This is a genomic window from Nonomuraea sp. bgisy101 (genome assembly GCF_057708945.1).
In genome coordinates this window covers 62,967-80,480 of the sequence record NZ_JBYITD010000036.1, presented here as the reverse complement: position 1 = coordinate 80,480, position 17,514 = coordinate 62,967, and the positions used below count along the sequence as shown (strand labels likewise).

Genomic DNA, 17,514 nt, shown 5'->3' with positions numbered 1-17,514 from the left:
CGGGGGTGGGGGCTCGGCGTGGGGTGAGGGGCGCGCGGGCGTCGGGGATGGCCGTGTTGAAGCGTCAGGTCGTCCGGCCGAAGCCGGACTGGGCCGATCGGGCGGTCCTGGCGGCCTTGGCCCGCTTCCTGCCGACGGTGCTGCGAGCACCTCGCCTGGTCACCCCGGGCACCTTCCTGGCTTGGCATCGTCGTTTGATCAAACGCTGGTGGACGTATCCCCAGCGCCCTGGCCGTCCTGGAACGAGTAACGAGGTCCGGGATCTCGTCGTCCGTCTGGCACGCGAGAACCCGAGGTGGGGGTATCGGCGGGTACACGGTGAGCTGGTTCGCCTGGGGTTCCATGTCGGTGAAGCGACGGTGAGACGGATCCTGCGCTCGCGCCGATCCGGCCCGGCTTCCCGAAGCTTGGACGCCTCCTGGAGGAGGTTCCTGCGCCTGCGGGCGAAAGGGTTGTTGGCCTGCGATTTCTTCCACGTCGACACGGTCTTCTTGAAACGTCTGTACGTGTTGTTCGTGATGGGGTGGAGACGCGGCGCGTGCACGTCCTGGGTGTGACCACCCATCCAACAATCTGCTCATGAACCTCGGGCAGAGGGCCGGCTCGTTCCGGTTCCTCATCCGTGACCGGGATGCCAAGTTCACCGCCGTCTTCGATGAGATCTTCGCCGGCGAGGGTGTCGTGGTGCTTAAGACTCCGCCGCGGATGCCGCGAGCCAATTGCTATGCCGAACGCTGGGTGCGTACCGTGCGAGCCGAGTGCACCGGCCAGATGCTGATCTACGGCGAACGTCACCGGACGAGTACGCCGAGCACTACAACGAGCATCGAGCGCACCAGTCCCGTCAGCAACGCCCACCCAACGAAGACAACCACGTCGTCGTGCCACTGGAAGGCCGGATTCAGCGCCGAAAGGTGCTCAGCGGAGCGATCAACGAGTATCACCGAGCCGCGTGACTGACCCGATGAAACGCCAGCTCAGACCACATGCACGAGTTTTGAAGCGCTACACGCGCGCGTCCTGGACGAACATCAACACACCTGCACCCAGCTCCTGCTGTCCTCGATGTCCAGATGGGCTAGGCTCATTCCTAACGAAAATTTCAGTCAGGAGGCTGCTGTGCGGATATCACGACGTCAGACACTACAAACGGCGATCTTGGCGGCTTTCGGCGGCGCGTTGAGCGCCTGCGACTCGTCCTCGGCCGGGAGTGGGGCGACGACCGCCGCGATGAAGGACGCACCGGCCGCGAAGGCGGCCAGATGGCTGATGCCCGAAGAGACGCATCCACACCAGATGACCTTCATGTCGTGGCCGACCCAGCTGATCTGGGAGCCCGACACCGCAGGGGTACGCCGAGACATCGCCGGCATCGCCCGCGCGATCGCCGACTTCGAGCCGGTGGTCCTGCTCGCCAACCCCAAGGACGTCAAGGCCGCCCAGCGCGCCTGCGGCTCCCAGGTCGAGGTCGTCCCGATCCCCGTCGACGACCTGTGGATGCGCGACACCGGCCCCACCTTCGTGCTCGGCGGCAAGAACATCGCAGGAGTCGACTTCAACTTCAACGGCTGGGGCGACAAGCAGGAACACACCCGCGACGCCGGCGTCGCCCGGGAGATCCTGGCCATGGAGAAGGTCACCAGGATCCAGGCGCCGATCGTCGGCGAGGGCGGCTCGATCGAGGTGGATGGCGCGGGCACGCTGATGGCGACGGAGAGCTCGCTGATCAACGACAACCGCAACCCGGGCAAGACCAAGGCCGACATCGAGGCTGTGCTGACGGAGACCGTCGGCGCGACCACCTTCATCTGGGTGAAGGGCGTCAAGGGCAAGGACATCACCGACTACCACATCGACGCGCTGGCCCGCTTCTCCGAGCCCGGTGTCGTGGTGGTCAGTACCCCGCCCAAGGACGCCGCCCAGGACGTCTGGCTCGCCGCCTACGATCAGGCGCGCAAGGTCCTGAACTCGGCCGTTGACGCCCGCGGCAAGCGGCTCGAACTGGTCGACCTGCCGGAACCGGTCGATATCGGCCGCCGGGGCGAGGGCTTCCTGGCCACCTACGTGAACTACTACGTGGTCAACGACGGGGTCATCCTGCCCCGTTTCGGCGACAAGAAGGCCGACAGGGACGCCGTCGCCATCATCCGCGACCTCTACCCCGGCCGCGAGGTCGTCCAGGTGCCCGTCGACACCTTCGGCGAAGGCGGCGGCGGCATCCACTGCGCCACCCAGCAGATGCCCAAGCGGAACTAGACAACCGCTCCGGCCCCGTTGAGCCGCCGCCCGCACGGGGCAGACCACGCTGGGACGGGGGAAGGGATGCCATGAACCGGCGCGTACTGGTGGTGGCGGCCGTCGTGGCCGTTGTCGCGGCGATCGTCGGGGTGTTTGGCTCCAGATCGACGAGCGCCGAACCCTCGGCGTCAGCCACGCCGCCATCAACACCGCCAGGGACCGCATCGACATCAGTGCCTCGATCCAACGCGTGGACCTGACGGCCAGGGAACTCACCCTGCGCCTGCTCGTCGTACCGCGCGGCGACCGTGGCGAGGCCGGCGGCCTGGCCCCAGCCTCCGACCTGACCCTGCTCACCTCTGCATCCGTTCGCGGCGACCTGCGCCTGCCCGCCCACGCCCGCATCTCCAGCGTGGACGTGCCGGTGACACTGGGTGGCAGGACGGTCGCCGACTACCCGTTCGACGCCTACGGGACCGAGATCGAGGTCGTCGCCCAGATGGACGGCGCCGCCGTACCGGTCAACATGACCCTCACCGGCAGCGACCCCCTGTTCACCCAGCTCGTCACGGCTGAGCAGAGCGGCGGCATGGCCTACTTCGACGTGACCGTCGAGCGGACGACCAGCGTGCTGCTGTTCGCGATCTTCTTGATGGCCGCCATGTGGGCACTGGCCAGCGCGGTGGTCACCGCCACCTGGTTCCTCATCTCCCGCCGGCGCGGCCTGGTCTGGCCGGCCCTGGGTTGGATGGCGAGGCACAACGCCGAGGTCGTGCCCGTGGCGTACGGTGAGATCACCAAGAACGGCGGCAGCCTGCACTGCAGCACGATGGAGCTCCGTCGTGATTGGTGAGCGGCAGCATGAGTTCCTGCGCGACTTCGCCTACCTGTCGTCGATCGGCGCGATGCCGAGTGGCGGCGTCGACCGGGAGGCGGCGACCCTCCCAGACGCCATGCAACGGTCGTGGCTTGGCGGCTGGTTGACATCCCGCGGGTTCGACGTGCGGGTAGACGAGATCGGGAACCAATTCGGGCTCGTCGAGCTGGTTCCTGGCGCGCCGTACATCCTCACCGGGTCGCATCTGGACAGCCCGCCGACGGCGGGCCGGTTCGACGGCGCGTACGGGGTCGCCGCGTCCGCTCACGCCGCGGACGCTGTGGCCCGGCTGGCACGCAGCGGGCAGATCACGCCTCGGTACAACCTCGCCGTGGTGAACTGGTTCAACGAGGAGGGGAGCCGGTTCACACCGAGCATGATGGGAAGCTCCGTGTTCACCGGCAAGCTACCGCTGGAGAATGCCTACAGCGTCGAGGACGATCGCGGAATCAGCGTACGCGAGGCGCTGACGCGCATCGGCTCCATCGGCACGCCGCCCGATCTGCCGCTGGCTGGGTACGCCGAGATCCACATCGAGCAGGGAAAGGAACTCGAGGCCGCCGGCGCCCGCATCGGAGTGATGACCGGCACGTGGGGGGCACGAAAGTTCCTCGTCACCGTGGACGGGGAGCAGGCGCACACAGGACCCACACCCATGGCCGACCGGAGGGACGCCCTCCTGGGCGCAGCCCTGGTCATCGTGAGAGCCAGGGAACTGGCGGACGAGCCGGCCTTGCACACGACCGTATCGAAGCTCAACGTCCAGCCGAACTCGCCCGTGGTCGTGGCCAGGCAGGTCATCCGCAATCTCGACCTGCGCAGCCCCGATCCCGACGCGCTGGAAACGGGGGAGCGGCTCCTCAGGCAGGCCTCCGCCGGCTTCGAACGTGCCCACGGGGTGTCCATCACGCTCGACCGTACGCATCACTGGGACCGCAACGATTACGCGGGCGACGGCATCGAGCCTGCGGAGGAGGTGTGCGTGGACCTGGGCCTGGCCAGCCATCGCATCCTGACTGTCGTGGGCCACGATTCGACGAACCTCAAGGACGTCACTCCCACGGTGATGCTGTTCGTCCCCAGCCGCGACGGCATCTCACACAACGAATGCGAGTGCACCAGCGACACCGACATGCTTGAACGCCTCCGCACCGAAGTACCGGCAGTTCCGTCTCTCCTCCTCGCCAGGGGTTATGACTCTCCTCGGTGGCGTGCCGATACGGCGGGGCCGCCCGTACCGGCACGAGAGGGGACGGTCAGAGGCGCGCGTGGCTGGTGATGTCGGCGGGCGTGAACGGCTCGCTCGCGGCAGCCGGCATGTCCAGGTCGACGTCGCCACGCCCGTCCGTAACGCTCCAGATCGCCGTGCGCGCGGCTGCGTCCGGGGTCCCCATCGGCAGCAGATAATCGAACCGGCCGGGCCGCAGAAACGCACAGCCCATAGACAGCGGACAGAGCTCGAACTCCTGCTCCTCCTCGAACTGCAGGAGGAGCAGGAGCTACTCATCAACAGAACCACCTGGGGCGAACTGCGCGCTGCGGCCGCCTTCGAGATCGAACTGCGCGGGCCTTTGCGAGAGCGAACCGACAAATGGACCACCTTGCTCTCCGAGGTGAGCGAGCGGGAGCTTGCGCGACGCGTTCGCGCGGGTCGCCGAGCCGGAACGGGTGCTGGTCTTCATCACCGAGGTCGCGGAGATCGCCGCCGTGCGCGGGGAGCGGCCAGGCTTCGGCAGCCACGGCATCACCAACGAGTCGCTCAAGCTGATCTCCGGCTTCCGCGAGCGAGACGAGCGGTTGCCGATGTGCGACCAACACGACCCGCTCGCTGACCCGGGCAATGGCGGCGGCTTCGCCGGTGTAGGTCTGGGCGGTCTCGTAAACACCCGGGATCGGCGGCGAGAAACCTGGGGTTCAAGCCCCGCCAGGCCGTGCTCGCCGACGAGGCGGATCGCAGCCTCCAGGATCAGTGTCCGGTTCTCCGACATGGCCGTTCACAGGAAGTAGAGCCGGTTGAGGCTGACACTCTGGGCGGGCGGGGAAGAGATAGGCTCCTCGTCGAGGGTGACCCTGCCGGTAGAGACATCCACCTGTACCTGTCCCGTACGGTTGTTGTGGACCATCGCCGAGGACCCGATGCCGCGCGTGTTGCGAACGCCCACCCGGCGGCGGCGGGTGGGCATGAGGTCGGATGCGGCCGCAGCAGCCTGGCTGACGAAGGCCACCGACAGGTCGGCGGCGGTGGCCCCGTGGGCGCCGAACTGCGGGCCGAGCACGAGCGGCTCGCACGCGTCGGTGGAGGCGTTGGGGTCGCCGGTCACACCGAAGGCGGGAAACCCGGCCTTGAGGACGAGCTGCGGCTTGGCCCCGAAGTACTGCGGGCGCCATAGCACGATGTCGGCCAGCTTGCCGACGGTGATCGAGCCGATCTCGTGGGCGAGGCCGTGGGCGATCGCCGGGTTGATGGTGAGCTTGGCGATATAGCGGAGAATCCGGTCGTTGTCATCGGTGCCCTCGGCCCCCAGCTCGGTCTTCATCTTCGCGGCCATCGCGAGAGTCCGGCGGACGGTTTCCCCCGCCCGGCCCATGCCCTGGGCGTCAGAGGAGGTGATGGGGATGACACCAAGGTCGTGCAGGACGTCTTCGGCGCCCATCGTGCCGGCCCGGATCCGGTCACGGGCGATGCTCGCGTCACCAGGTAGGTCGGTTTTGAGACCGTGCGCGTTGACGATCATCCCGAAATGCTCGCCGAGGGCGTCGCGGCCGAACGGCAGGGTGGGGTTGGTGGAGGAGCCGATCACGTTGGGCACGCCGGCCATCCGCATGACGTTGGGGACGTGACCACCACCGCACCCTTCGATGTGAAAGGCGTGGATCGTCCGCCCGTCCAGGACGGCGAGAGTGTCGCTCACCGACAGGCACTCGTTGAGCCCGTCAGAGTGCAACGCGACCTGAACGTCGTATTCTTCGGCGACCCGCAGGGCGGTGTCCAGGGCGCGGGTGTGCGCGCCCATGTCCTCATGCACCTTGAACCCTGAGGCGCCGCCCTCGGCCAGCGCCTCGACCAGCGGCGCGGGGTCGGAGGAGGAGCCACGGGCGAGAAAACCGATGTTGACCGGCCAGGCGTCGAAGGCGTTGAAGGCGTGCCGCAGCGCCCACGGCGAATTGACGCCGACCCCCCAGACCGGGCCGAACTCCTGGCCGATGATGGTGGTCACGCCGGAAGCGAGGGACGCCTGCATGATCCGGGGGGAGAGCAGGTGGACGTGGGTGTCGACGGCACCGGCCGTGGCGATCATCCCTTCTCCCGAGACGATCGTGGTGCCGGTGCCGACGACGATGTCGACTCCGTCGAGCGTGTCGGGATTGCCGGCCCGGCCGATGGCGCAGATCCGCCCGGCCCGGATTCCGATGGAGGTCTTGCGGATCCCGAGCAGGGCATCGATCACCAGGACGTTGCTGATGACCAGGTCGCAGGTGTCGCGTACGGCGGCGGCCTTGAGATGCATGCCGTCTCTGGCCGTCTTGCCGAAGCCCGCAAGGAACTCCTCTCCTGGTCGCTGCGCGTCATGCTCCACCCGGGCGACCAGGCCGGTGTCGCCCAGCCGTACCAGGTCGCCGGTGGTCGGCCCGTGTACCGCCGCGTACTCGAAGGCGTCCAGCGTCATGATGCGATCTCCCTGTCGCTGCGCGGGGTTCCGGGACGGGTTTCTTCACCGGAAGTGGAGTGGGTGTGGGATCCGGTGTCTGAGGGCAGGTCGAGGTAACCGCAGGCACGGGCCCGCCGCAGCGCCTCCTCGCGAGCTCCCGGGGCGTCGAGCGGGCCGTCGACCAGCCCGGCGAATCCCACGGCCACCCGCGCGCCGCCTATAGGTGTCAGCTGGACGGCGACAGTGGCCCCCGGGTCGAAGCGCAGCGTGGACCCGGCCGGGATCGCCGCCCGCCTCCCATAAGCCTCCGCTCTGTCGAAGCGCAGCCTCGGGTTGACCTCGAAGAAGTGGAAGTGGGAGGTGACGCTGATCGGCACCTCGGCGGTGTTGGTGACCTCGACGGTCGCCACCGGCTTGGCCACGGTGGATTGTCCGCCGCCTGCGACGATCGCCCCGGGCGCGAGCGTGCCGAGCGAGCCGGAGCCGATCGGGTCGGTCACCACGGCCAGCCTGGTCCCGTCCTCGAACACCGCCTCCACCTGGATCTCGGCGACGATGTCGGCCACGCCAGGCAGCACGTCGTCCGCTTCGAGGACCGCCCGTCCTGCGGCGATCGCCTCTGCCAGTCGCGCACCGTCCCTGGCGGCCTCGCACACGGTGTCGGCGATCAGCGCGGTCGCCTCGGGGACATTGAGCCGCAATCCGCGTGCTCGCCGGGTCCGGGCCAGTTCCGCGGCGGTGAACAGGAGCAGCCGGTCCTGCTCGGTAGGGGTGAGACGCATGAGCTCTTCCTGGAGTCGGGTGTGAGGTACATCGCCGCGCGTTTCAGGCGAGGGCGCGGCGATCGGCGGCTACCTGGTCCGGGTCCCAGCCAGGGTGGGGCACCGAGTCCAGCAACAGCCGGGTGTAGGGGTGCTCGGGTGTGGCGAGGACTTGGTCGGTGGGGCCGCGTTCGATGATGGCGCCGCGCCACATGACGACCACGTCGTCGGTGACGCAGCGGACCACGCCCAGGTCGTGGGTGATGAACAGGTAGCTGATGCCGGTCTGCTCGCGGATGTCGCCCAGCAGGTTGAGGATCTGGGCCTGTACCGAGACGTCGAGCGCCGCGACTGCCTCGTCGAGCACGAGTACGGCGGGTTCCACAGCCAGGGCGCGGGCGATGGCCACCCGCTGCCGCTGGCCGCCCGACAGTTCGCGGGGCAGTGCCGCGGCCGTCCTCTCGCCGAGGCCCACCTGGTCGAGGAGTTCGATGACGCGGCCGTCGCAGTCGTCGCGGGGGAAGTGCAGCTTGAGGGTCTCGCGCAGCGCGGCACCCACGGTGATCCTCGGGTCCAGAGATAGGAAAGGGTCCTGGAAGACCATCTGCACCTCCCGGGCCCGCCTCAGCCGCGCGACGCGGCCGTGCTGCCTCCCCACCGCGCGGTCGTGGCCGGCCACCATCACCTGCCCGGCGTCGGCGTACTCCAGTCCGACGATGATCCGGGCGGTGGTGGTCTTGCCCGACCCGGACTCCCCGACGATGCCCAGCGAGCGGCCCTGGTTCAGGGCGAACGAGACGTCCTCCACGGCGCGTACCGTCCCATATGCCTTGCGCAGCCCGCTCACCCGTAGGATGGGTTCGGCACGCGGCGAGCCACCGGCCTTCAGCGGCGCTTCATCCATCGCAGCGGTCTCCTTCCAGCAGGGCGCTCAGGACGAGTTCCCCGGCCCGGTGACAGGCGACGCCCTCTTCCGGCTCGGGTCGCTCGGCGCGGCAGCGGTCGATCACATACGGGCACCTGGCGGCGAATGGGCAGCCCGTCAGCTCGGTGTGGAGGTCGGGCGGTTGGCCGGAGATGGCGGCAAGCCGGGCGCTGGGCGCCTCCAGCCTCGGCGTGGAGGCCAGGAGCGCGGCCGTGTAGGGATGGCGGGGCGCGCCGAACAGCGAGTCGGCTGGGCCGTGCTCGACAATTCTCCCCGCGTACATGACGAACACCCGATCGCTGATCGCGGCGGCCAGCCCGAGATCGTGGGTGACGAAGAGCACCCCGGTCCCGAATCGCCTCCGTATCCTTGCGAGCAGCGCCACTATCTCGGCCTGCGTGGTGACGTCCAGCGCGGTGGTCGGCTCGTCGCACAACAACAGTCGCGGATCGCTCATCAGCGCTGAGGCGATCACGATCCGTTGGAGCATGCCGCCGGACAGCTCGTGGGGGTACTGGAGCAGGACCCTGTCGGTGAGCCCGACGGCCGCGAGCAGCTCCCGCGCCCGCGCCGTCGCCAGCTCGTCGGCGACCGCGTGGTTGGTGCGGGTGCTCTCGGTGAGGAAGTCCCCGATCCGCCGCAGCGGGTTGATGGCCGCCCGCGGGTCCTGGAAGACCATAGAGGCTGTGCCGGCCCGCAGGTCTCGCAGGCGGGTGGGCGTCATCGTCAGCACGTCCTCGCCGGCGATCCGTATCGATCCTCGCACGGTGGCCTGGCGGGGCAGCAGCCTCAGCGCCGCCCGTAGCGTGAGTGACTTGCCTGAGCCTGACTCACCGACGAGCGCGACGATCTCGGCGGCGCCGACGGTGAGGTCGACACCGTTCAGGACCGGGCGGGCGGTGCGCGGCAGATGCAGGGCGAGCCCTTCGATCTCCAGTACGTTCGTTTCCACGCTCATCGCTCCCTCCTGGCAACCCGGTCGGCCCAGTGCTCGCCGACGACGTTGAAGGCGACGACCGTCAAGACGATCGCGGCGCAGGGAAGCATGGCCGAGAGCGGTTTGCCTTGCAGGAGGGCAGTCTGCCCGGCATTGATCATCGACCCCCAGTCCGGCGTCAGCGGTGCGACGCCCAAACCGAGGTAGGACAGCGCCGCCAGATCGAGCAGCGCGTACCCGAAATTGACCGTGGACTGTGCCAGGACGACAGGTGCGATGTTGGGGATCAGATGTCGCACGCATACCGACAGGCCGGAGAACCCCTGAACCCGGTAGGCCGCCAGGTAGGGGCGCTGGCGTTCGCTGATGGTGAGGCTGCGGGCCAGCCTGCTGACGAAGGGCAGGTATGCCAGCGACAGTGCGATGACGGGGGCGATGAGGCCGTCGCCGTAAAGGGCGACGAACAGGATCGCCAGCAACAGCCCCGGGAAGGCCAGCAGCAGTTCGCTGCCGCGTGACAGGACGATGTCGATCCATCCACCGCGCCAACCGGCGGTCACCCCGACGGCGACGCCGAGAAGGGTGGAGAAGGCCACGACTCCCAGGGGGCCGAGTAGTGAGGTACGCGCTCCCAGGAGCAGCCGGGACAGGGTGTCGCGGCCAGAGCCGTCCACGCCGAGCAGATGGCCGGGCGACGGGTCGGTCAGCGCGGCGCCCAGGTCGGTGGCGTTGGGGTCTGCGGGCGCCAGCCACGGGGCGGCCAGCGCGATGACGACCACCAGGCCGGCGAATCCCAGGCAGGTCAGGTACAGCCAGTTCCGCCGGGTTCGAAGGTGTTTGAGCCCGGGGCGGCGGATGAGCGCGGTCGCCGTCATCGCGAACTCTCCGTGCTGAGTCCGACCCGCGGGTCGATCAACGGATACAGGAGGTCGACGACCAGGTTGATCAAGGCGAACAGGGCCACGATGAGCATGCAGACGGCCTGAACGACAGGGAAGTCCTTGACCGACACCGAGCGGGCCAGGAGCTCTCCCAGCCCGCCCAGGCCGAACGCCGATTCCACCAGCACGGTGCTGATCACCAGCCCGGAGATGGTCAAGCCGCTCATGGTGGTGATCGGGCCGAGCGCGTTGCGCAGGACGTGCCGGAGGATCACCGTCCGTTCGGGGATGCCGCGACTGCGTGCCACCTCTACGTGCTCCCTTCCGAGCTGGTCAAGCATCGATGCCCTTGTCACCCGGGTCAGGACGCCGATCCAATAGAGGGACAACGCGACGGATGGCAGGACCAGGTGGTAGATCATGTCTCCCAGGCCGTGGCCGCTGCCGATCGTCGGGAACCAGCCGAGCCTCACCGAGAACAACCACAGCAGCACGATCGCCGCCACGAACGATGGAGTTCCCAGCGCCACGGTGGTGGCGACCAGGATGGCCGAGTCGGCGCCGCCGCCCCGCACCGCGCTGACCCAGCCGAGGCCTACGCCGACCACCACGACGAGTACGGCTGCCATCGCGATCAGCAGCAGGGTGCTGGGCAGCCTCGCCTCGATCAGGCCGAGCACCGGGCTGCGGTACTGCACCGACTGGCCGAGATCGCCGGCGACCATCCGCCCCAGCCACTTGCCGTACTGGATGAGGAACGGGTCGTCCAGGTGGTACTGGGCGCGGATCGCCGCCAGCGCCTCGGGGTTGGCCGCGCGACCGCCGAGCAGGAAGGTCTCCGGCCTGCCGGGAGCCAGGTAGACCGCGCCGAACACCAGGAACGAGGCGGCCACCAGGGTGGCGGCCAGCCCCACCAGCCGTCGCATCAGAAAACCGGCGATCATCCTGCCGCACCCACGTCTGCCGCCCACGGGTAGTACATGTAGGAGATGCTGGTCGGCGCGCCGGTGATCCTGTTATTGAGGAACATGGTGGTGGGCCACTCGGCGACCGGTATCCACAGGGCCTGGTCCGTCTCCAGCTTCTGCAGCTGCGCGGTCAGCACCGCCCGCTTGGCCGGGTCGTATTCGGCGAGGGCCTGATCGACGAGCTTGTCATAGGCCGGGTCGCTGAATCCGGTGTAGTTCTCGAAGTCACCGGTGCGGAAGAGCGAGTAGTTCGCCAGCGGGTCGGTGACGGACAGGTAGTAGGTGTTGGGGAACAGGTCCACGGCCTCTCGCGCCTTTGGGTCGGAGAACAGGGCGGTGTAGGCGTCGGGCGCGATCGTCTTGAGTTCCACGTTCAGGCCGATCTCGGTGCCCGCCGCCTGTACGGCGGTGGCCAGCAGCGACACGTCCGGCCCGATCGGGCTGGTCGCCACGACCACCTTCTTACCGGTGGCGCCGGCCTGCTGGACCAATTGCTTGGCCTGCGCGAGATCCCGAGTGGCCGGCGCCAGACCGTTGTACGCGGCGTCGACCGTCGCCTTGGGAACCCCCTGCCAGGCATCGCGTGAGGCCGGTGCGGCGGAGACAGAGCCGAGGCCGCCGAGGCCCGTCTTGAGGAAGCCCTGGCGGTCGAGAGCCAGCATGAGCGCTTTGCGGACCCGGACGTCCCCCACGGCGCCCTTGAGGTTGGTCACGCCCAGGTTGACCGTCGTCAGGCTCTTGCCGAAGTACAGCTTGCCCTTGCCGCTGGACTCCAGCCGAGCGTAGCTGTCGGGCGTGATCAGGTAGCCGCCATCGGTTTCCCCGGTGACCATGGCGGTGGTCCGGGCGGCGATATCGGGGATGAAGCGGAAGGTCACCTTGCCGGCCTTGGCCCGCTTCCCCCAGTAGCCGTCGAAGCGGTCCACGTCTATCGACTGGCCCTTGGTCCAGGTGCCGAGCTTGAACGGGCCAGTGCAGTCCAGCCCGCCGTCGGCGGTGCCGAACTTCTTGCCCATCGCTTTGGCGGCCTTGGCGCTCACCACGGTGCCGGCCGAAGTCGCCATCCACTGCGGGAACAGTGCGTCGGGGCGCTTCAGCTTGACGGTGACCTGCATCGCACCGGTCTTGGTGACCGAGTCGACGTTGCCGACTGCCTTGTTCCAGTACGACCCCAAGGCAGGATCGAGATGCCGGCGGATGCTGTAGACGACATCGTCGGCGGTCATCTCACCGCCTCCGTGGAACTTCACGCCCGGCCGGATGGTGTAGACGAAGGTCTGCGGATCAGGGTTTTCCATCTGTGTGGCGAGGCCCGGTTCCATGGTGAGCTGCGGAGTCCACCGCATCAGGCTCTCGCAGACGTTCGACAGGATCATGTTCTGCGGGTAGTCGAAGGCGTAGATGTAGTCCAGGCCAGGAGGCTCGGCGTACAGCCCCCAGGTGAACGACGCGATGTCCCCCTTGGGCAGCGGGGTGCTCGCCGACAGCGTGTAGGCCCCAGCGCCAGGGGTGCTGGTCGCCGTGGTGCCGCTGCATGCAGCGAGGAGGAGTGAAAGAGCGGCGGCTGCCGCCACGTAGTGCGGCTTCGAAGGTCTGCGCACGGAGGGCTCCCTAGGTAGTGGATCAGTGGAGACGGTCGACGAGCTCACCCCCGCGCGCTCATCCGCCGGCCGGTCGGTGCCGTCACGGGCGAGGCGCGGGGATCTGCTGGGTGATGCAGTGCACACCCCCGCCGCCGAAGGCGACGGCACGTGCACGCACCCCGACGACCTTGTGATCAGGGAAGGCGTCGGCGATGACCGCCAGGGCACCGTCATCCGCCGGAACACCGGCGACCGGCACGACCACACCACCGTTAGCGATGTAGAAGTTCAGATAGCTGACCTCGGTCTCCGCGCCGTCGACCGTCACGAAAGCGCTGTGCGGAATCTCGACGATCTTCAACCTGCGGCCCCGGGCGTCGGTTGCGGCCTCCAGCACCGCCCGGTTGGCACGCATCCGAGCGTGGTCGGGGTGCGCCGGGTCCGAGGGAAGCGAAATGATCACGGTGCCGGGCGCCGTGAAGGCGCAGACCCCGTCCACGTGACCGTCGGTCTCGGTATCCAGCAGACCGCCGTAGGGCAGCCAGATGATCTTCTCGACGCCGAGCAGGCCACGGAGCTCGGCCTCCATCTCGTGGCGGTTCAGGTGCGGATTGCGGTTGGCGTTGAGCAGGCACTGTTCGGTGGTGATCAGGGTGCCCTCGCCGTCGACGGTGACCGCGCCACCCTCCAGCACCATCTCCGAGCGGACGGCCTCGACACCGAGCCGGTCAAGGATCAGCGAGGCGACCCTGTCATCGGAGTCGTAGGGCGTGTGCTTCTCACCCCAGGCGTTGAACCGGAAATCCACCCCGACCCGGTCACCATTGCCGGTCAGAGTGAAGATCGGTCCCGAGTCGCGCAGCCATGAGTCGTCGATCGGCAGCCCGATCACCTCGACGCTCCCGCCGCAGGCGGCGCGGGCATCCTCGACCTGGTCCGGTCTGGCCACCATGGTGACCGGTTCGAAGGCCGCGATCGCCCGAGCCGTCGCGGCGTACTCGGCCCTGGCCTCGGCGAGCACGTCCCCCCACAGATCCTGGCGGGTCGGCCACGCCATCAGGCAACCCTCATGCGCATCCCACTCGGCCGGCATTCGCGTCCGCATGGCAATCCCTTCTGCTGGCTGAAATTTCAGTCAGCGCTATAGTCGTGCTGACTGAAAGTTTGGTCAATACTCGCAAGGCAAATTCCCAGTCACGTGAGGCGATGTGTCAGATCGTCAGGTATTGATCCTTGAGGCCGCGATCCGGGTCATTGCCCGCCGCGGTGTGCGCGGGCTCCGCGTCGGGGAGCTGTCCGCAGAAGCAGGAGTCTCGACCGCGCTGATCTACTACCACTTCGGAGACCGCGCCGGGCTGCTGCGCCGAACCTTGGAGTTCGTCAACGATCGCGCCCGCCGTTACACCGACGATTCCTCCAAGGGCGAGCCGCGTGCAGCCCTGGAGCACGCGCTGATGCTCGAGCTGCAGGACGTACCCCCCGGGCGAGAGAACAGCATCGCCTGGGGCGAACTGCGAGCCAGCGCCATCTTCGAGCCCGACCTGCAGGAGCAGATGCGCACGTCGACCCGGCAGTGGATCAACGACATCGCCGAACTGGTGGAGCGCACGCAGTCGGGTCCGGTGACCGCCGTTGACCTGGACCCTATGGACACCACCGAACGCCTTACCGCCCTGGTTGAGGGACTCAGCGAGCGATGGCTCAGCGGTTCGATCACCTTGGAGCGAGCCCGCGACCTGCTCCGTGGCGCGATCGCCGCCGAGCTCGGCGAAGCCCTGAGGACGAGTTAGTCGGCGCCTGCGAGCCGTACCCGCTAGCAGAATTGACTGACTCTTTCATCAAGAACTCGATCAGGCGAGGGCGCCATGGGCGAGCTGAGTTTGCCGGCCGAGTGAGGGTTGCCTGATGGTGTGGCCGACCCGCCAGGGCTGCGCGGGCCCCAGGCCCTTCCCCTCGTCCGGGACCCGCGCGGCACCACCCGTGTCACCGCACGTTCTCAGGGCGCGCAGGCCGTACTCGATGGGGCAATGGCGGTGGCGCCGCAGCCACCACGCGCTCAGCGCCGCCAGCACCACGTAGATCGCCACGGCCACGCCCATCACCGCGATCGGCGCGAGCCTGCCGCCCAGCGCCAGGCCGTACCCAGTGAAGAGCAGGCACGTCAGCACCGACTGGCCGATGTGGTTGGACGCCGCCAGCCGACCGGGGTTGGACAGGACAGCGCCCACCGCGGGGAAGCGCCTGACCCGCTGGAGCAGCGTGACCACGTAGGCGTCCGACAGGAGCGGCGAGGCCAGGCCGTTTACCGCGAGGCCGACCAGCTGTCAGGCGTCCGAAGCGCTGTTCGACCAAGTGAAAATGACCGGGGCGGGCAGGCCGGCGCCGAAGCCCAGCAGCCGGCCAGGGGAGGCGGGAGACCCGGGCACCGCCGGGCCGGTTCCCGGGTTCTAGATGGGGAGGTCAGAGGGCGGCGAAGAAGGCTCGGGCGTCCTCGACGAACGCCTCGTGCTGCTCCAGCGGCCAAAATTTCCCGCCCGCTCCAGCTCGGTCACCGCGTCACCGGGGGCGTCCCGCTCGGCGAATCTACTGATCGTGATGTCGGTGAGGATGCCCGCGCCGCCTGCGGCGGGAGCGTCGAGGTGATCGGGCTGCCGATCGACGACTCATGGCTGCGCGACTCGGGACCGATCTTCACTCTGACCGGCGATGGGGACCGGGTCGGGGTGGATTTCCGGTTCAACGCCTGGGGTGAGAAGCACACGCCCTACGACTCCGACGACAGGGTCGCCTCGCTGATCCTTGACCGGCTCGGTGTCGAGGCCGTCCGCTCGGAGATGGTGCTGGAGGGTGGCGCGATCACCGTCGACGGCGAGGGCACCCTGATCAAGTGGCCGCGCTGAAGCTGGCGGCCGACCGCCTGGCGGCGGGGTTCGGTGTCATCGCGATCGCCGCTCTACTCGTCGGCCTGTTGTCGATCATGGCCATCAACCAGTACGGCGGAAGCCTCACGATGATCTCCATCGTCGACTCCTTCCGTCCGGTCACGCCCACCAGGACGATCCGGGTCGTGACGATCGGCGTCATGCTCGTCACGGTGGGTTCGATTGCCAACTTCGTCGGCGTCGAACACTTCAACTGGTTCTACGCCAACGTCGTGGTCATCTTGACCTACCTGTTCATCCCTTGGACCGCGATCAACCTGGTGGACTACTTCTTCGTCCGCAAAGGCCAGTACGTCGTCCGTGAGATCTTCAACCCGCACGGGATCTACGGCCGCTGGGGCTGGCGCGGCAACCTGGCCTACCTGTTCGGGCTGGCAGCGATGATGCCCTTCATGGTCATCGCGGGCCTGTATACCGGCCCCATCGCCGCTGCTCTCGACGGCGTCGACTACTCCCTGTTCGTCGGGCTGCCCGTGGCCGGCGGCCTCTACCTGCTCTTCGCCCGCGGCCTGGATCTGGCGACCGAGCGGCGCATGGTCCAGGAGGAGGGCCTGCTGGCACCACGGCACTGAGCGCTCCCACCCCCAACCGAAAGGAAACAGGAGCATGAATGACCTGACCCGCCGGGCGATGCTCGCCCGGACCGGCCTGGCCGCTGCGGGACTGACCGCGGCGCACGTGCTCGGCGACGCCGCGCCGGCACTGGCCGCCACCTGGCGCGTGCCCGGCGAGGAGGTAGCGCACAAGCGGAGCTGGATGTCCTGGCCGCACAGCACGACGATCTGGGGCAACCTGCTTTCCATTATCCAATCGGACATCGCCAAGCTGGCCAGGGAGATCGCCAAGTACGAACCGGTGATCATGTGCGCCAACGGCTCCACCAACGCCTCCAAGGCGCGCACGATGTGCGGCCCCACCGTCACCGTCATCAGCTCGGTCCCGGTCTCCGACTGCTGGATACGCGACACCGGTCCGCTGTTCCGCGTCAACGGCGCCGGCGGACGCGACGCCGTCGGCCTGAACTTCAACGCCTGGGGCGAGAACGCCACCAGCTTCTACGGCATCCCCGCCTCCGCCTACAACAACGACCGCACGCTCGCACAGAACCTGACCGCCCACCTCGGCCTGCCGTTCGCCAAGGCCGGCGTGGTCGGCGAGGGCGGCGGCATCGAGTACGACGGCGACGGCACGCTGATCGCCACCGAGAGCTGCTGGGTCAACCCCAACCGCAACCCCGGCAAGACCCGCGCCCAGATCGAGGCCGAACTGCTGGCCAGATTCGGCGCCAGCAAGATGATCTGGGTGCCGGGCGTCACCGGACAGGACGTCACCGACGGGCACATCGACGGCACCGCCCGCTACATCGCGCCTGGCGTGGTGATGGTGCAGCTGGCAGGAGCGGTCCGCCCCGACGTGTGGACCGAGAACGCGCAGGCCATCCACGACGCCCTGGTCAACGCGACCGACGCCCGCGGACGCAGGCTGCAGGTGCTGACCATCGAGGGCCCCGACACACTGCCCCGCATCCCTGCCGGCAAGCGCAAGGACTTCCTCAGCTCCTACATGAACTGGACGGTGACCAACCAGGCCATCATCACCGCGCAGTTCGGCGACACCGCCAAGGACGCGGCGGCCAAGACGGCGATCGAGGGCGCCTTCAGCCGCCCGGTGGTTCAGCTCAACCTCGACAACCTGTACGGCAACGGCGGCGGTGGCGCGCACTGCGTCACGATGCAGGAGCCACAGCCCTGA

At 68.3% G+C, this 17,514-nt stretch carries 21 protein-coding genes; 11 read left to right on the top strand and 10 right to left on the bottom strand.

Annotated elements, in window-relative coordinates; translation table 11 throughout:
- Window positions 1–47: 47 nt before the first annotated feature.
- The gene (locus tag AC3EO4_RS45140; RefSeq protein WP_431901993.1) at window positions 48–557 is read left to right on the top strand and encodes a helix-turn-helix domain-containing protein; all 510 of its coding nucleotides are present in this window, start codon (window positions 48–50) and stop codon (window positions 555–557) included.
- A gap of 22 nt (window positions 558–579) precedes the next feature.
- Complete coding sequence (locus AC3EO4_RS45135; RefSeq protein ID WP_379572294.1) at window positions 580–960, top strand: hypothetical protein; 381 nt, start codon at window positions 580–582, stop codon at window positions 958–960.
- 176 nt (window positions 961–1,136) lie between these two features.
- On the opposite strand, the gene AC3EO4_RS45130 is transcribed toward AC3EO4_RS45135, so the two are convergent.
- A complete protein-coding gene (locus tag AC3EO4_RS45130) occupies window positions 1,137–1,307 on the bottom strand; it encodes a hypothetical protein (RefSeq protein WP_379572295.1) in 171 nt (56 codons plus the stop codon).
- Between AC3EO4_RS45130 and AC3EO4_RS45125 the strand changes: the two genes are divergently transcribed.
- The 4 genes from AC3EO4_RS45125 to AC3EO4_RS45110 all read left to right on the top strand — a co-directional run bounded on the left by AC3EO4_RS45125 (window position 1,297) and on the right by AC3EO4_RS45110 (window position 5,122).
- Window positions 1,297–2,256 (top strand): agmatine deiminase family protein, encoded by a 960-nt coding sequence (locus tag AC3EO4_RS45125; protein ID WP_431901990.1) that lies wholly within the window; start codon window positions 1,297–1,299, stop codon window positions 2,254–2,256. The genes AC3EO4_RS45130 and AC3EO4_RS45125 overlap by 11 nt on opposite strands.
- A 49-nt stretch (window positions 2,257–2,305) precedes the next feature.
- A complete protein-coding gene (locus AC3EO4_RS45120) occupies window positions 2,306–3,091 on the top strand; it encodes a DUF4436 family protein (protein WP_431902027.1) in 786 nt (261 codons plus the stop codon).
- Window positions 3,081–4,394, top strand: a complete 1,314-nt coding sequence (locus tag AC3EO4_RS45115; protein WP_431901989.1) for a M20 family metallo-hydrolase — start codon at window positions 3,081–3,083, stop codon at window positions 4,392–4,394. Before AC3EO4_RS45120 ends, AC3EO4_RS45115 begins: the two co-directional genes overlap by 11 nt.
- A 350-nt stretch (window positions 4,395–4,744) precedes the next feature.
- Window positions 4,745–5,122, top strand: a complete 378-nt coding sequence (locus tag AC3EO4_RS45110) for a hypothetical protein (RefSeq protein WP_379572299.1) — start codon at window positions 4,745–4,747, stop codon at window positions 5,120–5,122.
- Here AC3EO4_RS45110 and AC3EO4_RS45105 read toward each other — a convergent pair.
- The 8 genes from AC3EO4_RS45105 to AC3EO4_RS45070 all read right to left on the bottom strand — a co-directional run bounded on the left by AC3EO4_RS45105 (window position 5,110) and on the right by AC3EO4_RS45070 (window position 13,913).
- A complete protein-coding gene (locus tag AC3EO4_RS45105; protein ID WP_431901987.1) occupies window positions 5,110–6,783 on the bottom strand; it encodes an urease subunit alpha in 1,674 nt (557 codons plus the stop codon). The genes AC3EO4_RS45110 and AC3EO4_RS45105 overlap by 13 nt on opposite strands.
- Window positions 6,780–7,547 carry an urease subunit gamma gene (locus AC3EO4_RS45100; protein ID WP_431901984.1) on the bottom strand — a complete coding sequence of 256 codons (768 nt, stop codon included), beginning with the start codon at window positions 7,545–7,547 and terminating at the stop codon, window positions 6,780–6,782. The genes AC3EO4_RS45105 and AC3EO4_RS45100 overlap by 4 nt, the downstream gene beginning before the upstream one ends.
- A 43-nt stretch (window positions 7,548–7,590) precedes the next feature.
- Window positions 7,591–8,430: an ABC transporter ATP-binding protein gene (locus AC3EO4_RS45095; RefSeq protein ID WP_379572302.1), complete on the bottom strand. Its 840-nt coding sequence runs from the start codon at window positions 8,428–8,430 to the stop codon at window positions 7,591–7,593.
- A complete protein-coding gene (locus AC3EO4_RS45090; protein WP_431901982.1) occupies window positions 8,423–9,409 on the bottom strand; it encodes an ABC transporter ATP-binding protein in 987 nt (328 codons plus the stop codon). Before AC3EO4_RS45090 ends, AC3EO4_RS45095 begins: the two co-directional genes overlap by 8 nt.
- The gene (locus AC3EO4_RS45085) at window positions 9,406–10,263 is read right to left on the bottom strand and encodes an ABC transporter permease (protein ID WP_431901981.1); all 858 of its coding nucleotides are present in this window, start codon (window positions 10,261–10,263) and stop codon (window positions 9,406–9,408) included. The genes AC3EO4_RS45090 and AC3EO4_RS45085 overlap by 4 nt, the downstream gene beginning before the upstream one ends.
- Window positions 10,260–11,213 carry an ABC transporter permease gene (locus tag AC3EO4_RS45080; RefSeq protein WP_431901979.1) on the bottom strand — a complete coding sequence of 318 codons (954 nt, stop codon included), beginning with the start codon at window positions 11,211–11,213 and terminating at the stop codon, window positions 10,260–10,262. The genes AC3EO4_RS45085 and AC3EO4_RS45080 overlap by 4 nt, the downstream gene beginning before the upstream one ends.
- Window positions 11,210–12,838 carry an ABC transporter substrate-binding protein gene (locus tag AC3EO4_RS45075; RefSeq protein ID WP_431901978.1) on the bottom strand — a complete coding sequence of 543 codons (1,629 nt, stop codon included), beginning with the start codon at window positions 12,836–12,838 and terminating at the stop codon, window positions 11,210–11,212. Before AC3EO4_RS45075 ends, AC3EO4_RS45080 begins: the two co-directional genes overlap by 4 nt.
- 82 nt (window positions 12,839–12,920) lie before the next feature.
- Window positions 12,921–13,913, bottom strand: a complete 993-nt coding sequence (locus AC3EO4_RS45070) for an agmatine deiminase family protein (protein ID WP_431902026.1) — start codon at window positions 13,911–13,913, stop codon at window positions 12,921–12,923.
- A gap of 133 nt (window positions 13,914–14,046) precedes the next feature.
- On the opposite strand from AC3EO4_RS45070, the gene AC3EO4_RS45065 reads away from it, so the two are divergent.
- A complete protein-coding gene (locus tag AC3EO4_RS45065) occupies window positions 14,047–14,610 on the top strand; it encodes a TetR/AcrR family transcriptional regulator (RefSeq protein WP_431901976.1) in 564 nt (187 codons plus the stop codon).
- Window positions 14,611–14,670: 60 nt separating this feature from the next.
- Here the strand turns inward: AC3EO4_RS45065 and AC3EO4_RS45060 are convergent, their stop codons facing one another.
- Window positions 14,671–15,141, bottom strand: a complete 471-nt coding sequence (locus AC3EO4_RS45060) for a DUF418 domain-containing protein (RefSeq protein ID WP_431902024.1) — start codon at window positions 15,139–15,141, stop codon at window positions 14,671–14,673.
- Window positions 15,142–15,271: 130 nt separating this feature from the next.
- Between AC3EO4_RS45060 and AC3EO4_RS45055 the strand changes: the two genes are divergently transcribed.
- From AC3EO4_RS45055 to AC3EO4_RS45040, 4 genes are read left to right on the top strand one after another with little or no spacing between them, the layout of a single operon-like run.
- The gene (locus tag AC3EO4_RS45055; RefSeq protein WP_379572309.1) at window positions 15,272–15,463 is read left to right on the top strand and encodes a hypothetical protein; all 192 of its coding nucleotides are present in this window, start codon (window positions 15,272–15,274) and stop codon (window positions 15,461–15,463) included.
- Window positions 15,460–15,720 (top strand): agmatine deiminase family protein, encoded by a 261-nt coding sequence (locus AC3EO4_RS45050; RefSeq protein WP_431901973.1) that lies wholly within the window; start codon window positions 15,460–15,462, stop codon window positions 15,718–15,720. Before AC3EO4_RS45055 ends, AC3EO4_RS45050 begins: the two co-directional genes overlap by 4 nt.
- On the top strand, window positions 15,708–16,334 hold the full coding sequence (locus AC3EO4_RS45045; protein WP_431901970.1) for a cytosine permease: 627 nt from the start codon (window positions 15,708–15,710) through the stop codon (window positions 16,332–16,334). The genes AC3EO4_RS45050 and AC3EO4_RS45045 overlap by 13 nt, the downstream gene beginning before the upstream one ends.
- 34 nt (window positions 16,335–16,368) lie before the next feature.
- The gene (locus tag AC3EO4_RS45040; RefSeq protein WP_379567742.1) at window positions 16,369–17,514 is read left to right on the top strand and encodes an agmatine deiminase family protein; all 1,146 of its coding nucleotides are present in this window, start codon (window positions 16,369–16,371) and stop codon (window positions 17,512–17,514) included.

Coding starts and splice junctions, on each gene's coding strand:
- AC3EO4_RS45140 (WP_431901993.1), top strand. CDS start 48: ATGGCCGTGTTGAAGCGTCAGGTCGTCCGGCCGAAGCCGGACTGGGCC.
- AC3EO4_RS45135 (WP_379572294.1), top strand. CDS start 580: ATGAACCTCGGGCAGAGGGCCGGCTCGTTCCGGTTCCTCATCCGTGAC.
- AC3EO4_RS45125 (WP_431901990.1), top strand. CDS start 1,297: ATGACCTTCATGTCGTGGCCGACCCAGCTGATCTGGGAGCCCGACACC.
- AC3EO4_RS45130 (WP_379572295.1), bottom strand. CDS start 1,307: ATGAAGGTCATCTGGTGTGGATGCGTCTCTTCGGGCATCAGCCATCTG.
- AC3EO4_RS45105 (WP_431901987.1), bottom strand. CDS start 6,783: ATGACGCTGGACGCCTTCGAGTACGCGGCGGTACACGGGCCGACCACC.
- AC3EO4_RS45100 (WP_431901984.1), bottom strand. CDS start 7,547: ATGCGTCTCACCCCTACCGAGCAGGACCGGCTGCTCCTGTTCACCGCC.
- AC3EO4_RS45095 (WP_379572302.1), bottom strand. CDS start 8,430: ATGGATGAAGCGCCGCTGAAGGCCGGTGGCTCGCCGCGTGCCGAACCC.
- AC3EO4_RS45090 (WP_431901982.1), bottom strand. CDS start 9,409: ATGAGCGTGGAAACGAACGTACTGGAGATCGAAGGGCTCGCCCTGCAT.
- AC3EO4_RS45085 (WP_431901981.1), bottom strand. CDS start 10,263: ATGACGGCGACCGCGCTCATCCGCCGCCCCGGGCTCAAACACCTTCGA.
- AC3EO4_RS45080 (WP_431901979.1), bottom strand. CDS start 11,213: ATGATCGCCGGTTTTCTGATGCGACGGCTGGTGGGGCTGGCCGCCACC.
- AC3EO4_RS45070 (WP_431902026.1), bottom strand. CDS start 13,913: ATGCCGGCCGAGTGGGATGCGCATGAGGGTTGCCTGATGGCGTGGCCG.
- AC3EO4_RS45055 (WP_379572309.1), top strand. CDS start 15,272: ATGGGGAGGTCAGAGGGCGGCGAAGAAGGCTCGGGCGTCCTCGACGAA.
- AC3EO4_RS45040 (WP_379567742.1), top strand. CDS start 16,369: ATGAATGACCTGACCCGCCGGGCGATGCTCGCCCGGACCGGCCTGGCC.